The 14,729-nt window shown below is 68.3% G+C and carries 14 protein-coding genes; 8 read left to right on the top strand and 6 right to left on the bottom strand.

What is annotated here, in order from left to right; genetic code table 11:
- The first annotated feature begins 29 nt into the window (after positions 1 to 29).
- The 3 genes from AB0F86_RS17410 to AB0F86_RS17400 all read left to right on the top strand — a co-directional run bounded on the left by AB0F86_RS17410 (position 30) and on the right by AB0F86_RS17400 (position 4,102).
- Positions 30 to 1,379, top strand: coding sequence for a wax ester/triacylglycerol synthase family O-acyltransferase (locus AB0F86_RS17410; RefSeq protein WP_356985437.1), 1,350 nt, complete (start codon positions 30 to 32; stop codon positions 1,377 to 1,379).
- A gap of 44 nt (positions 1,380 to 1,423) precedes the next feature.
- Positions 1,424 to 2,542 carry a nitronate monooxygenase family protein gene (locus tag AB0F86_RS17405; RefSeq protein WP_067497251.1) on the top strand — a complete coding sequence of 373 codons (1,119 nt, stop codon included), beginning with the start codon at positions 1,424 to 1,426 and terminating at the stop codon, positions 2,540 to 2,542.
- Positions 2,543 to 2,656: 114 nt separating this feature from the next.
- The gene (locus AB0F86_RS17400) at positions 2,657 to 4,102 is read left to right on the top strand and encodes a threonine/serine exporter family protein (RefSeq protein WP_225281591.1); all 1,446 of its coding nucleotides are present in this window, start codon (positions 2,657 to 2,659) and stop codon (positions 4,100 to 4,102) included.
- Here AB0F86_RS17400 and AB0F86_RS17395 read toward each other — a convergent pair.
- A complete protein-coding gene (locus tag AB0F86_RS17395; RefSeq protein WP_225281592.1) occupies positions 4,094 to 4,861 on the bottom strand; it encodes a GntR family transcriptional regulator in 768 nt (255 codons plus the stop codon). The two genes, AB0F86_RS17400 and AB0F86_RS17395, sit on opposite strands and share 9 nt — an antisense overlap.
- A 274-nt stretch (positions 4,862 to 5,135) precedes the next feature.
- Here AB0F86_RS17395 and AB0F86_RS17390 point away from each other — a divergent pair, with 274 nt between their 5' ends.
- On the top strand, positions 5,136 to 5,630 hold the full coding sequence (locus AB0F86_RS17390) for a hypothetical protein (RefSeq protein ID WP_356985436.1): 495 nt from the start codon (positions 5,136 to 5,138) through the stop codon (positions 5,628 to 5,630).
- On the opposite strand, the gene AB0F86_RS17385 is transcribed toward AB0F86_RS17390, so the two are convergent.
- Positions 5,627 to 7,999 (bottom strand): lysylphosphatidylglycerol synthase transmembrane domain-containing protein, encoded by a 2,373-nt coding sequence (locus AB0F86_RS17385; RefSeq protein ID WP_356985435.1) that lies wholly within the window; start codon positions 7,997 to 7,999, stop codon positions 5,627 to 5,629. The two genes, AB0F86_RS17390 and AB0F86_RS17385, sit on opposite strands and share 4 nt — an antisense overlap.
- Positions 8,000 to 8,156: 157 nt before the next feature.
- On the opposite strand from AB0F86_RS17385, the gene AB0F86_RS17380 reads away from it, so the two are divergent.
- Entirely contained in the window at positions 8,157 to 9,086 is a 930-nt protein-coding gene (locus AB0F86_RS17380) for an NAD(P)-dependent oxidoreductase (protein WP_225281594.1), read from the top strand.
- A gap of 13 nt (positions 9,087 to 9,099) precedes the next feature.
- On the opposite strand, the gene AB0F86_RS17375 is transcribed toward AB0F86_RS17380, so the two are convergent.
- The 4 genes from AB0F86_RS17375 to AB0F86_RS17360 all read right to left on the bottom strand — a co-directional run bounded on the left by AB0F86_RS17375 (position 9,100) and on the right by AB0F86_RS17360 (position 11,727).
- Complete coding sequence (locus AB0F86_RS17375) at positions 9,100 to 10,026, bottom strand: MBL fold metallo-hydrolase (RefSeq protein WP_356985434.1); 927 nt, start codon at positions 10,024 to 10,026, stop codon at positions 9,100 to 9,102.
- A gap of 96 nt (positions 10,027 to 10,122) precedes the next feature.
- Entirely contained in the window at positions 10,123 to 10,515 is a 393-nt protein-coding gene (locus AB0F86_RS17370; RefSeq protein ID WP_225281596.1) for an RNA-binding S4 domain-containing protein, read from the bottom strand.
- A gap of 3 nt (positions 10,516 to 10,518) precedes the next feature.
- Positions 10,519 to 11,082 (bottom strand): C40 family peptidase, encoded by a 564-nt coding sequence (locus AB0F86_RS17365; RefSeq protein WP_067497265.1) that lies wholly within the window; start codon positions 11,080 to 11,082, stop codon positions 10,519 to 10,521.
- A gap of 333 nt (positions 11,083 to 11,415) precedes the next feature.
- Positions 11,416 to 11,727: a hypothetical protein gene (locus tag AB0F86_RS17360; protein ID WP_225281597.1), complete on the bottom strand. Its 312-nt coding sequence runs from the start codon at positions 11,725 to 11,727 to the stop codon at positions 11,416 to 11,418.
- A gap of 95 nt (positions 11,728 to 11,822) precedes the next feature.
- Between AB0F86_RS17360 and AB0F86_RS17355 the strand changes: the two genes are divergently transcribed.
- From AB0F86_RS17355 to AB0F86_RS17345, 3 genes are all read left to right on the top strand, one after another.
- Positions 11,823 to 13,004: an AAA family ATPase gene (locus tag AB0F86_RS17355; RefSeq protein ID WP_067497266.1), complete on the top strand. Its 1,182-nt coding sequence runs from the start codon at positions 11,823 to 11,825 to the stop codon at positions 13,002 to 13,004.
- A gap of 253 nt (positions 13,005 to 13,257) precedes the next feature.
- The gene (locus AB0F86_RS17350; RefSeq protein WP_181698583.1) at positions 13,258 to 14,181 is read left to right on the top strand and encodes an alpha/beta hydrolase; all 924 of its coding nucleotides are present in this window, start codon (positions 13,258 to 13,260) and stop codon (positions 14,179 to 14,181) included.
- A 193-nt stretch (positions 14,182 to 14,374) separates the two neighbouring features.
- Positions 14,375 to 14,665, top strand: coding sequence for a hypothetical protein (locus AB0F86_RS17345; protein WP_067497270.1), 291 nt, complete (start codon positions 14,375 to 14,377; stop codon positions 14,663 to 14,665).
- Positions 14,666 to 14,729 lie beyond the last annotated feature (64 nt).

Raw genomic sequence — 14,729 nt, 5'->3', positions numbered from 1 at the left:
CATCACCTGTCGTCAGGGGGCGATCTCGCATGGATCTCATAGCGCCGTTGGATGCGCTGTTCTTGCTCGCGGAATCTCGGGAACACCCGATGCACGTCGGGTCACTGCAACTGTTCGAACCGCCCGAGGACGCCGGGCCCGACTATCTTCGCGAACTCCGCGAAACCTTACTGGCCGACAACACCGTTCGGCCCACCTTCAGCAGGCGGCCCGCCACCTGGCTGGGTGCTCCGCAGCTGGCGTGGACCCAGGACGACGAGGTCGACCTGGACTATCACCTGCAGCACAGCGCACTGCCCGCGCCCGGCGGGATGGACCAGCTGCTCGACCACGTCTCGACCCTGCACAGCGCGCTGCTCGACCGGCACCGCCCGATGTGGGAGATGCATTTCATCGAAGGTCTGGCCGACGGCCGCTTCGCGTTGTACGCGAAGATGCACCACGCGTTGATCGACGGGGTCTCCGCCCAGCGGATCATGCAGCGCACCCTCACCACCGACCCGTTCGCCACCGAGGTGACAGTTCCGTGGAACCTGCCGCGCAAGGAGCGCACGCCGCGGACCGCGCAGCCGAAGACGGGACTGCTCGGCGCGCTGTCGTCGGCGAGTTCATCGGCGGCCGCGCTGCTGAAAGCCACCCGGACCGGGCTGCTCGAGCAGCAGCTCACCCTCCCGTTCGAGGCGCCGCGCACCCTGCTCAACGTGCCGATCGGCGGCGCCCGCAAGTGCGCGGTGCGCAGCTGGTCGATGGACCGGCTCAAGCAGGTGAAGAAGGCGACCGGCACCACCCTCAACGATGTGGTGCTCACGATGTCGGCGGGCGCGCTGCGCGCATACCTGCTGGAGCACAACGCCTTACCGGACAAGCCGCTGATCGCGATGGTTCCGGTGTCGTTGCGCGACGAGGACGACCTCGACACGCAGGGCGTGAAAGTGGCTGCGCTGCTGTGCAATCTCGGAACCGATATCGAGGACCCGGCCGAACGCCTTCGGGTGGTGAGCGATTCGATGCGGCGCAACAAGCAGGTGTATCACGGTCTCGGCCCGTTGCAGACGCTCGCCGTGTCCGGGGCGGTGGTGAGCCCGATGGCGGCGATGCTGCTCCCGGGCTTCGCGTCGATGACGGCGCCGCCGTTCAACATCGTCATCTCCAATGTGCCAGGTCCGCGCGAATCGATGTACTGGAACGGCGCGCGGCTGGATGCGGTCTTCCCGCTCTCCATCCCACTGGACAGCCAGGCCGTGAACATCACCCTCACCTCCAATGCCGACAACCTCGATTTCGGCCTGGTCGGCTGCCGTCGCACCCTGCCCGACCTGCATCGATTGCTCGACCACCTGGAGGATTCGCTGTCGGCACTGGAGGACGCGGCACTCTAGAAATTGGGCATTCTCCACCAAACTAGAACGTGTTACAGTTCGGTATGCGTACCGAATTCTGCGAACAGCTCGGCATCGAATTCCCGATCTTCGCCTTCACCCACTGCCGCGACGTCGTGGCGGCGGTGAGCAATGCGGGCGGACTCGGGGTGCTCGGCGCGGTCGGCTTCACCGCCGAACAGCTCGAGGTGGAGCTGGCTTGGCTCGATGAACACGTCAACGGCATCTACGGCGTCGACCTGGTGATCCCCTCGAAGTACGAGGGCAAGGGTGTCGACGGCCTGACCCCCGAGCAGCTGGAAAAGCAACTGGCGCAGATGGTTCCGCAGGGCCATCGCGACTTCGCCCAGCAGATCCTCTCCGACCACAACGTGCCGCCGCTGCCCGACGGCGAACACCACAACGAGCTGCTCGGCTGGACCGCGACCACCGCCGGCCCGCAGGTCGACGTCATCCTGAACCACCCCAAGGCCAAGCTCGTCGCCAACGCACTCGGCACCCCGCCCGACGATGTCATCAAGCGCATCCAGGACTCCGGCCGGGTGATCGGCGCGCTGTGCGGTTCGGTGAAGCACGCGATGAACCACAAGGCCGCGGGCCTGGACTTCGTGGTGTGCCAGGGCACCGAGGGCGGCGGGCACTGCGGCGAGGTGTCCTCGCTGGTGCTGTGGCCGCAGGTGATCGAGGCGATCGGCGACACGCCGGTGCTGGCGGCCGGTGGTATCGGCAACGGCGCGCAGGTCGCGGCGGCGCTGGCGATGGGCGCGGCGGGTGCGTGGACGGGCTCGCTGTGGCTCACCGTCGAGGAGGCCAATGTGCCACCCGCGCAGATGGAGACCTACCTCGAGGCCGACAGCCACTCCACCATCCGCTCGCGGTCGTGGACGGGCAAGCCGTGCCGCATGCTGCGCAACGACTGGACCGACGCCTGGGAATCGACCGACACTCCCGACCCGCTGCCGATGCCGCTGCAGATGATGGTGGCCCTCGACGGCGTCAAGCGCGGACACCGCTACCCCGAGGCCGCCAAGGACGTGAACTTCAATCCGGTGGGCCAGGTGGTCGGCATGATGAACAAGGTGGAGCGCAGTGCCGACGTGATCGAGCGACTGGTGAACGAATACGTCACCGCGTGCGATCGGCTCAGCACCCTGAACTCCTGACCGTCCGGATGCCGGTAGGTTGCCGGCGCCACACCGTCGCGACGGCACTGCTCGCCTAGACTCGCGGTATCTCACCCAGGTGCACAGTGCCCAACGGTTGCGGACGGCGGTGACATGGCTTCCGAACACAGGATCAGCACGTGGGCGGCGGCGCGCAAGCGAGTCGCCGAGGCAGTGGCGACCACCCGCGCGCAGTACCCCGGCCGGCCGGCGCCGGTGGACGACCCACCGGTACCGGCCGATCTGCTGAACCTGCTGTGCCGCCTCGGCGTGGCGCTGGTCGGCTCGGGCGAGACCTCCCAGGGTGTGCAGCAGATCCTCGACCGGCTGTCCAAGCGATACGCCACCGACAACATCCATTTCATGGTGCTGCCCACGGCGGTGTTCGTGCGCGTTCGCACGCACGAGGGATCCGCGGTCGACATGCTCGACGCGCGGGTCGGCACCCTGCCGCTCGACCAGATCGCCGGGCTCTACAAGCTCATCGACAAGATCGAGCAGGACGCGCCGCCGCCGGCCGAGGCATCGGCCGACCTCGACGAGATCCTTTCGGCGAAACCGGGCAGTCCGCCGTTGGTGATCCTGCTCGGTCACGTGGTGCTGACGGTCGGTATCGGCATGATGCTCAATCCCGGGGCGCGGGCACTGGTCGGGTACGTGGTGCTCGGGCTGATCGTCGGGTTGCTCACCCAGCTGGCCGACCGGTTCCGGCTGTTGAAGTCGTCGCTACCGGTGGTCGCGGCGGCCGTGGTCGCGATGCTGTCGTTCGGGTTCCCCGGCGCGCTGGCCGGTGGTCAGCCGCAGCAGTTGCTGATCCCCGCCGTGGCGACGCTGCTGCCCGGGGCCATGCTCACCAACGGCACGATCGAGCTGTCGACCGGGTCGATGGTGGCGGGGGCCAGCCGGCTGGTCTACGGCATCAACATGCTGTTCCTGTTGGCTTTCGGGCTGTTCGTCGGTATCAGTCTGCTCGGGCAGTTACAAACGGTCCCGGTGAGTTCGGCCCAATTGGGTTGGTGGGCACCACTGCTCGGGGTGCTGCTGATCGGGTACGGGCATTCGTGGCGGTCGAGCGCGCCGCAGAATTCGGTGGGCTGGTTGCTGCTCGTCCTCTACATCACCTATCTCGCGCAGTTCGCCGGAAAGGCGCTGTCGGGCCCGCTGACCGGCACGTTTCTCGGCGGTCTCGTCGCCGTGCCCGCGGCCTATCTGATCCGGAACCGCAAGAACGCACCGCCGACGCAGGTGGCTTTCCTGCCCGCGTTCTGGATGCTCGTGCCCGGCGGCATCAGCCTCACCGGGATCTCGGAGCTGGTGCTGCGCACCCATGGTGGTGCCGCGAGCGGCGGACTGGAAGTGATTGCCTCGGCATTGCTGTCGGTGATGTCGATCGCGCTCGGCGTGATGGTCGGTTCGGGTCTGCGGGCCTCCTACCCGCCGCACGTCGGACCGATCCTCGATTCGATCGTGCCGAGAGCGCACCTGCCGTGGCATCACACGGCCGACGCGCGGCACGCCGCCGACGCCCGCCGCCACGGCGACCCAGACAGCTCAGGCTGATTCGGCCTCGGCCGCGGGGGCGGTGATGCCGAGCAGATCGTCGAACCGGGCGATCACCTTCTCGTGGTACAGCGCGAAAAGGTCGACGAACAGGGCCGATTGCGCCTCTGTCGGCTCGGAGCCCGACTCCCACACCGCGAGCAGCGCACGCCAGACGAGCACGTGCAGGTCGGCGGCGACGGCGAAGTAGGCGGTGACCGCCTCGGGCACCTCGGCGACCATGTCGCCGATCGTGTTGAGCACCGCGCGCTGCATGCTCATCCCGAGCGCACCGAGTATCCGCCGGATCAGGGCGATCTCGGTGGCGATGATGCGCGGATAGTCGGGCACGGTGTGGCGGGCGAGCGCCTCCAGCTCGTCGACGGTTGCGGCGAGTTCGCGGTGGTCGAGCGTTTTCGCCGCGCCGGTGTAGGTGAGCAAGGCCTCGAGCACGATGCCGCGTTCCACCTCGACGATGTCGGCGAACATCTCCGCCGCGATCTCCGGCGCCGACAGGGAGAAGCGGAACAGGTGCCGGTAGGCGTCCATCCCGCCTTCGGAGCGCACATCGCGAATGGTGAAGCCCTTGCCGCGGCGCGCCTCGACGAAGCCGTAGGACTCGAGCCTGCCGAGGGTGAGCTGGGCGGTGGCCCGGTTCATCCCGAATTCGTCCGCGACCTGGCGCACCGAGGGCATCAGCTCGCCCGGCCGGTACTCGCCGGTGGCGACACGGCGGGCCAGCTCGTCGGCGACGTCGGCGACCACCGTCCGGGATCCCATCGAAGAAACACCTCTCGGTCATGATCCGGCTACGTCCCAGACAGCTTAGGCGCTGGACACGACGCTTGGCACGGTCGGCAATCCTCGCGGTGATTCCCCACCCCGGCCGATCAGCAAACCGATCCGACCGACCGGCATGTTCAGCGACCGGCAGGCAACCGACGATTCGAGCAGCGAGAATTCCCGATTCGGCTGCGCGCGGATCAGACAGCGTTGCGCCACATCGTGATTGAATGCGCACGTATCGGCGGGACCCCAGACTCTGGAGGATGCGTTGAAGCAGATTCATTTCGTCGCGTGTGCGGTCGCCGCGCTCACCGTGATCGCCGGATCGTCCGGCTGTGGTGAGGACTCCGGCAATCAGTCCGCACACCCGAGCAGCACCGTCGCGCCGACCACATCGGCCCAGGTGATCGCCCCGCCGAGTGAGATCGTCGAGTCGACCCGCGCAGCGGCATCGAGCACGACCGGGGCGACTTCCACCGCGTCGAGGACCACGAGCGCGGCCCCCGACGAGCCCGTCGAGGACGTGGACTGCGGGCCGGTCACCGACGCTGTCGGCGGCACCCGCACGGTGATCGCCGTCGGCTCGCCGGCGGGCCGACCCGGCTGCACCGAGGCGATCGACGTCGCCGCCACCTACGTGACGACGATCCAGCCGTCCGACGAGCTCGAGGTCGACGGCTGGAGCTGCCACGCCCAGCCCGACCCGGCCGTCCCGTCGGTCTGCGAGAAAGACGGGCTCACCATCGCGCTGCGGGCGAACTAGATCATGTTCTTCTCGCCCATCCAGCGCATGATCGGCCAGCCGAGCGCCACCGGGATCCAGCAGGTGAGCACGCGATAGAGCAGCACGGCGGGCACCGCGATCTCGGCGGGCACCCCGAAGGCGGCCAGACCACCGATCAGGGCCGCTTCCACCGCACCGACACCGCCGGGGGTCGGCGCGGCCGAGGCGAGGGTGCCGCCGATCATGGTGACGATCGTGACGGCCACGAAATCGGTTCCGCCACCGAAGGCCTCGACGCTCACCCACAGCACGAACGCCTTACCGAGCGTGATCACCGCCGACCCGCCGACGATCACGGAGAACCGCATCGGGTTGCGAGCGAGCGCGACGACCTCGCCCACCACCTCCCGGATCTGCGGCCACACCGAATGGTTCACCCAGCGGCGCAGTTTCGGCACGAACATGAACGCGCCGATCAACCCGACGCCCACCCCCGCGGCCAGGTACAGCACGGTGGCGTCGGGCACGATGTGGGCGAGGTTGGTCGAAGTGCCCGCGACGACACTGAACACGACGAGCAGCACCAGGTGGGTGAGCACCTGCATGGACTGCTGCAGGGCGACAGCGCCGGTGGCCCGCGCGGTCGACATGCCCGCCTGCACGAGGAACCGCACGCTCAGGGCGAGTCCGCCGACACCGGCCGGGGTGGTGGTGGCGACGAAGGTGTTGGCGAACTGTTCGAGGAACAGGTCACGGACCCGGACCAGCCCATCGGCACAGGCGCCGAGCGCGGCCGCCGCGCCGACGTAGGTGAACGCGGTGATGACCAGACCGAGCAGCGCCCACCACCAATTCAGGGTGCGCAGCTGGCTGAAGAACGTGGGCACCTGGCTGAAGAACGGGTAGGCAACGTAGACGAGCGCGACGAGCAGCACCAGCTGGATCACCTGATTGCGGGTGAACCGGGTGAGCTGTTCGGAGCCGATGCGGTCGTGACCGGTCTGCTCCCGCACCTCTTCCCGCGCGGTGGCCATCACCTTGGCCCACTTCGGCACCGTCTTGCGGATGCCCGCCGGCATGGCCGATTTGGTGAGCCTGCCCGCGGCGGTGACGACGGCGCTCTCGCCGAGTACGCCGACGGCCGCCGACACGGCCTCGTGCTTGCCGAACAGCGCGGTGGTCGACACGAGCAGCTGCGCGATATCGGTTTGACGCTGGGAGTCCGACGCCCCGAATTCGGCGGCGGCGAAACCGTTGAACAGGGTGTCGCCCTGGCACATTCGCACATGGTCGGGGCGCAGGTCGCCGTGGCTGATCTGGTTGTCGTGCAGGCGGACCAGCGAGCGCCACACCCCGGGCAGCACCTGCGCGGAGAGCTTGCGCAAGGGGGTGCCGCGAGGGACGGTGTGCGCGTACAGCATCCAGCCACGGTTCAGGCTCGCCACCGCGACCTGATGCGCCGAGGCCATACCGAGATCGCCGATGGCGATACCGAGCAGCGCTCGATGTTCCACCGCGCGGTGCAGCGAGCCGTGTAGTGGCGCGGTCTCGCTGGAGCGGAAGGTGAGCCAGCGCCACAGCTGGCGGATGGCACCGAAACTGCGCTGGTTCTTGCCGTACAGCTCGACGATGAGTTCGGATTCGGGCCCGTCGACGGCGGTGGCGAGCAGCAGCGGCCCGCGACCGGCGGGGCGGACCACCCGGAACGAGTTCACCGTGTACCCGCGTTCGGCCAGCACCCGCACGGCGGCGTCGAGGGGCACCTCGAGTGCGGGCGTGCCGACCAGCCAGACGATCACGGCGCCGACCAGCCAGCCGACGACCAGACCGAGCATCGCCCGCGCGGGCACCACCGAACTCACCACCAGGTGGATCGGCGCGAACATCAGCAGCAGAAACCACATCCAGCGCCTCGGCCGCACCGGCAACCACGGGCTCGACACGGTGAGCATGGCGGCGAGCATCGCGATCCAGCGCGGATCGTCGAGGAACTGGGAAAGGAACGTGTCGAACCGGTCGGGCACCGGCAGATGCCATTTGGGCGTGGAGATGCCCGCCCCGGTGATCGACAGGGCCAGCACCGCGAGCAATCCCGCCGCGCCGTAGCCGAAGAGCAGTTTCCACTGCCGGCGCACCACGAGTTCGATGAAGATGGCGAACGGCAACGCCAGGATGAGCATCCCGTAGATCAGATAGACCAGCGTCGACTGCTCGGGACTGAGGAAGTCGACGATCTTGGCGACGGACCGTTCCAGCGCCAGCCATTCGGGCCGGGTGATGAGCGAACCCGCCACCACGACGCCGACGCCCAACGACGCCGCGACCACGCGGACGATGTCACTCGTCCGCCTGATCCTCGGCTGCAGGAGACTCCCCGTGACCGGGATCTCCCGCCCGTCGACTCGCATGAGCCGCACGATACACACCGACACGCCGTGGAACCGCCGTGACATCACCCAATCTCGTAGTCGCCTTTGACCAGCGTGAACCGGGTCACAGAGCGTCACATCACGACGCCGCGGCCCGTCCAGGAAGCAAGGAACTAACTCACCGGAAGGAACGATCATGCAGGTTCTGCTCGCCGGGGCGACCGGTGCCATCGGGCGCCCTCTGATCCGCGCACTCACCGCCCACGGGCACGCTGTCACCGCCATCGTGCGCAACCCGGCCAACCACGGGCTGGTTCGCGAACTAGGTGCCGAGCCCGTCACCGCCGATGTCCTCGACCGCGACGCACTGCTGCGCGCGCTGGACGGTCTGCGCGCCGACGCGGTGATCCATCAGGCCACCGCGCTGCGCGATGCCAAGCCCCAGCGCCGCATCCCCGCCGACGATCCGACCGGCCTGTTGCGCACGGTCGGTTCCGCCCATCTGCTCGAGGCGGCCGAGCTGGTCGGCGCGCGGCGCTTTCTCACCCAGTCGCTGATCCTCGGCTACGGCTACCGCGACCACGGCACGGTTCCGCTCACCGAACGCGACACGTTCGGCGTGTACGACGGCGGCGTGGCCGACGAAGTCGTGCGGGCGTGCGTGTCGGCGGAGGAGCAGGCGTTCGCGGCGCCCGGCCTCGAGGCGATCGCGTTGCGCTACGGGCTGTTCTACGGTCCGGGCGCGTTCAGCGACCTCTTCGGCGACATGATGCGCAAGCATCAGCCGGTGGGGCCGCGCGGAGAGGGCGGGGTGAACAGCTGGCTGCACACCGAGGACGCCGCCGCCGCGACGGTGGCCGCGCTGGAACGCGGGGTCGCCGGTCGCGCCTACAACCTGGCCGACGACACCCCGATCACCTGGGGTGAGTTCTTCCGTCTGGTGCGGCACAGCAAGCAGGCGCCGCGACCGATCCGGTTGCCGCTGTGGCTGATCCGGCTCGGTGTGCCCTATATCGCCGCGCTGATGGGTGATACGTCGATGCGGATATCCAGCGAACTCGCGCACGCGGAATTGGGTTGGCAGCCCAGGTATTCCAGCGTCGCCGAAGGACTCGCGGCCCGTTGACCTGCTCGCGCGGTCAGGATGCGGCGACGCGGGCGTTGACGGCGGCGCGGTCGTGGGCGGGGATCACTTCGATCTCCGGCGGCAGGGCGTGCAGGCGGTGGATGGTCTCGAACGCGGCGGTGCGGTCGTGGTCGACGAAATCGCCGGGGATCGGCGCCTTTTCGCGGATCAGTTCGATCTGCCGCCTGCTCCACACCGCGTCGCCCGCCAGCAGCACACGGCTGCCGTCGTCCACGGCCAGGAGTACACCGACGCTGCCGGGCGTGTGGCCGACCAGGTCGACGATGAGGACCGAACCGTCGCCGAACAGGTCGTGGCTGCGACGGAAGGTGAGTACCGGTGGGCCGTCGAGGTCGTACAGGTCGAACACCCGTCCACGCAGCGGGCCACGCGCCACGGCGAACGGGGCACCGGAATCGCCCATGGCCCAGCGGTATTCGGCTCCCGGCACGCGGATCGGCACCCAGCCGGGCAACTCGTAGAGCCCGGAGACGTGATCCCAGTGCAGGTGGGTCGGTAGCACGAAGTCGATGTCGGCGCCGGTGAGTCCGTGGTCGGCGAGTGCCTCGCTCAGGCCGCGCACGGGGTCGTCGAGGGCGACCACGTGCGCGATGGGGAAGGCGAGTTCGGGCAGCACCCGCTGGTGCACACCGGCACAGAGGGCGGGGTCGACCAGGAAGGTGGCCTCGGGGTGGCGGATCAGGAAGGCCGACATGGTGAGTGGGGTGCAGCGCAACGTCCGGGTGCCCTCGACGACCGCCGCGGTCGGTGCCGACAAATCGGCCTGGGTGAGCGCGGCGAGCGAGACGGTGTGCCGGGCCGGTGGCAGCGGCGCCTGCTCGAGTGCGGCGAGGAAGCGGGTGTCGGCGCCGCGCGGCCACAGCAGCCGTGGGCCCGAGGCGATCGCGGCGACACCACAGGTGAGAAGCGTCGTCAACATAGCTCTGTGCTCACCCATGAGTGCCACCGTAGGCGATGGCGGCGACGACCGACCACCGCAGTGATTCCGCATCCACATCCAGCGAATACCGGGCTATCAGTCGATGCGTCCCATCAGCCGGTCCGTCTCGCGGCGTTCGCGTTTCGTCGGCCTGCCCGCACCACGATCGCGGCGCGGCAAGGTGGCCAGGACTTCCTTCGGTGGGGGCGGTGGACTGCGGTCGATCAGGCACTGGGCGGCCACGGGTGGGCCGACGCGCTTGTGGATGATCTGCTCGACCACGACGATGCGTTCGGTCCCGGCATGCCGGATCCTGATCTCGTCACCTCGACGCACCGGCTGGGCCGGTTTCACCGTCACCCCGTTGACGCGCACGTGCCCGGCGCGGCAGGCATCGGCCGCCGCCGACCGGGTCTTGAACAGACGAACCGACCAGGTCCACGCATCGACGCGGGCCTGGTCGGGTGATCGTTGTTCCGCTGGGGACACCCCTTAGACGATACGGCGTGCCGTTACGACGTCGTCGGCGGAGAGCTGGGTGTAGGACACCGGGGTGCCCGACTGCACGGCGTTCAACAGCTGGCCGTTGCCCGCGTAGATGCCGACGTGGCCGCCACCGTTGGTGATGACGATGTCACCGGCCTGCAGGTTGTCGAAGGATACGGGCGCACCCACGTGGGACTGCTCGAAGCTGGTGCGGGGCAGCTCGACACCGGCCTGGCGGTAGGCCCACTGCACGAGACCGGAGCAGTCGAAGCTCGACGGGCCCGCGGCGCCCCAGTTGTAGGAGGCACCGAGCTTGCTGCGCGCGGCGTCGAGGGCGATGTTGCCCGCCGACTGCTGCTGCTGCTCGAAGGGGTTGTCGAACTGCACGCTCGGCAGCTGCGGCGCGGCCTGGCCCTGCGGGGCGACCATGGACTGCAGCTGCTTTTCCACCTGCTGGGCGGGCTGCTCGAGCTCGGGCGGCAGATCGAAATTGCCGAGGCCCGGAATGTTGATCGTGGCGGCCTGCGAAATCGCTGGCATCGCACCGGTTGTGGCGGCCACCGCACCCATGACGAGTGCACCCTTGACGGAATTCGGCAGACGAGAATCCCGCTGCAAGCTGTGTTTACCCACCGAGACGAGTCTCCGATCTTGCTGCTCACCCGCCGCGCTGTCGTGTTCGCTTGGGAAACACGACTATTCGGCGGTGACCCGTGGCGCCGCTTCTCTGACGAAGCGACAGACTCCACTAAGTCACGAGAAGATTACGGCCTGTGATCCACGGTGTCCAGCGGTGCCCGCAAGTTGTTTTCCCGCTGCCGCCAAAGCCCTGTTCAGCGCGCTGCCACGGCGTGTCGAGAGGGATAACGGTCCGGTCTCCCGATGTCGCGCGGTCTCTCGATGTCACTGCCCGTCGCGGTCACGCAGCGCCTGTTCGAGTTCGGCGATGCGGCTGCGGGCATCGGCGAGGTCGGCCTCGAGGCGGCCCAGCGCCGCGACGACCGGACCGATGGCGATGTGGGCGACGGCCTCCACGGGGTTCATGTCGCCGGTTCCCGCCGCGAGGGCGGCCAGCACGCCACGCTTGATGGTGTCGGCTCGGTGCGCGCCGGGTGGCACCCGCCAGCCGGCGACGATCTGGGCGGGCGTCAGGTAGACCGGTGACGTGGCGTCCTCGTCTCGCGATGGTTGCTCCGAGCTTGGCTCCTCGAACATCGGGCTCCGTTCTTTCTCGGGTTCGCTAGCAGTATCTAGGACACGGCACAGAGTTACCGAGATTCTGCCGTGCACACGCGCTACGGTTGCCAGGCATGGACCCCGTGCGCAATCCCTATGCTCCTGGCGCCGGTCAGCGTCCGCCCGAATTGGCCGGGCGCGACAAGCAACTCGCCGCCTTCGACATCGTCCTGGAACGGGTAGCGCGCGGGCGGCCGGAGCGCAGCGTGATGCTCACCGGGCTGCGTGGAGTGGGAAAAACCGTGCTGCTCAATCAGCTTCGGTCGGCCGCGGTGTCGCGCGGTTGGGGTACTGGCAAGATCGAGGCACGGCCCGATCAGGATCTGCGCAGGCCGCTGTCCTCGGCGCTGCACATGGCGGTGCGCGCGGTCGCGATGGCGCATCGCAATCCGGAACAGGTCGACGATTTCCTCGGCATCCTCAAGGCTTTCGCGTTGCGCGCCACCGCCGACAAGGGCATGCGGGAACGCTGGCAGCCCGGTATCGATGTGCCCGCGGTGACCGGCCGGGCCGATTCCGGCGATATCGAGATCGATCTGATCGAGTTGTTCAAGGAGGCCGCGGCGCTCGCCGCCGCGATCGGCGTGGGCATCGGCATATTCATCGACGAGATGCAAGATCTGGGGCCCGCCGATGTGTCGGCGATCTGCGGCGCCTGCCATGAATTGAGCCAGGATGCCGCGCCGTTGATCGTGGTCGGTGCGGGTCTGCCGCACCTGCCCGCGGTGCTGTCGGCGTCGAAGAGCTATTCCGAGCGTCTGTTCAGCTATCACCGCATCGATCGGCTCGACCGCGAGTCGGCGGATCAGGCGCTCATCGCGCCGGCCGAGCGTGAGGAGGTGAAGTTCACCTCCGAGGCGCTCGATTCGCTGTACCAAAGGGCCGACGGTTACCCGTATTTCGTGCAGGCGTACGGGAAGGCGGCCTGGGACCAGGCGCCCGAGAGCCCGATCACGGCCGAGGACGTGGCCGTGGCCTCCCCCGCCGCCGAGGAGGAACTCGCCGTCGGCTTCTTCGGTTCGCGCTACGAACGCGCGACCCCCGCGGAGCGCGAGTACATGCGGGCGATGGCCGATCTGGCCGGGGACGACGGCCCGGTCGCCACGGCCGCGGTCGCCGCCGAGCTGGGCCGTAAGCCCGCCTCGGTCTCCCCTGCCCGCGACGGGCTCATCAAGAAGGGCCTGATCTACTCCGCCGAGCGCGGGACGATCGGCTTCACGGTTCCGCATTTCGGGCGCTATCTGCGCAGCGTATAGAAGTATTCAGCTCTATAGCTATTTTGCTAGATATCGATATAAGTTGCTGACGAAGGCCCTCTCGACACTCGTCTTCGGGTTTCTGGATGAAACCCTAGATTCCTTTAGAGCTTCCTGCGATCACAAGAACGGCCACGCCGGAGTCTTTTGCGCATCGGCTGAATAACGCGAGGCATGCCCGGTTAACGCCAGGGCTACCTAGGTCGAAACACCACCACAGCCCGCGCACGCAGTCGACCAGGAGGCCCAGCCCATGGACACCACAACGGCCGAGGCCCGCCGCTGCACCGTCGTCGCCGACGACGGCACGCCGATCGCCACCCGCACCTACGGCTCCCCCGATGCGCCAATGACCGTCGTCTTCGTGCACGGCCACTGCCTGCACACCGAATCGTGGGCCCGCCTGCGCGAACAGCTGCACACCCGCTGGAGCTCCGACACCAAGATGGTCTTCTACGACCACCGCGGCCACGGCGAATCCGGCCACGCCCACCACGACACCTACACCATCGACCAGCTCGCCGCCGACCTCGACGCGGTGCTGCGCACGATCGCACCGGCCGGCCCGGTGGTGCTGGTCGGGCACTCGATGGGCGCGATGGTGCTGCTCGCCTACGCCCGGCTGTACCCGGAGACCATCGGTACGCGGGTCACCGGCGTCGGCCTCATCGCGGGCGCGGCGGGCGGGCTCACCGAGCTGGGGCTCGGCAGACTGCTCAACCGGCACGCCGTCGCCTCCCTGCAGCGTGCGGTGGTCCACGCGCCACGGGTGATGCAGGCCTCGAAGCGCCTGTCACGCTGGGTGTTCGGGCCGCTGATCCGCGAGGGCCGGGAGCGCACCCGCACGACGGCGATCGCCACGGCGATCCTCAACGAGACCGCTCTGCTCACCATGGCGGGCTTCCTGAACTCGCTGCTCACTTTCGACGAGGCGCACACCCTGCGCCGCTTCGGCGACCTGCCCGCGCTGGTGCTCGCCGGGTCCGCCGACCTGATGGTGCCGTTCACGCATTCGATCGCGCTGGCCTCGGAACTGGCCGGTGCCGAGCTGGTGCGGATCGAAGGTGCCGGTCACAGCGTGATTCTCGAACACGCCGAGGAGGTGGCCCACGCCATCGCCGCGCTGGTGGAGCGCTCGGGTGTGAGCATTCACAACCGCTACGCCATCGCGGGCTGACATCCAACAGTTATCCGACGGCAACCGCCGAATCCCCAGCAACTTCGGGCGTAAACCGAAAAGATCAGTTACTGTGGTGGAGATCACGTTGTGTGGTGAGTCACACGGCTCGGTGCAGTGCGGCCCGGGAGCTTTTCGGGCGTGCCCGTGATCCGGCGAGTCGGTATGCCCGCCATATACCCAGGAGGTAACGATGACACGCAGCGATATCGCGGAACTGCGCTACGCGGTCGGCCAACTCCGGCAATCGATCGGCGCACTGCGCTCCAACTACGGCGACGCGGCCACCGTGCGCCGGTTGGAGAACGACCTCGAGCGGCTCGTCATCGACGCCGAGGACTTCGAGCAGGCGCCCCCGCCGGAACTGGCCGTACCGCGCCGGGCGGAACCGATCTATGTTCCCGACAGCAAGTCCGACGAGGCGGCCTGGATGGGTGCGCAGGACGAGGGCCTCGGCTTCCACTCGCGGCCGAGAACCAAGTAGGAGCACGACCTCGGCGCGGCAGCCTCCGGGTTGCCGCGCCGATCCCTGTCCGCGGTGCACCCTG

The sequence above is a fragment of the Nocardia sp. NPDC023733 genome (assembly GCF_040639775.1).
Lineage (GTDB): Bacteria > Actinomycetota > Actinomycetes > Mycobacteriales > Mycobacteriaceae > Nocardia > Nocardia rosealba.
This window is presented reverse-complemented; position numbering and strand designations above follow the sequence as displayed.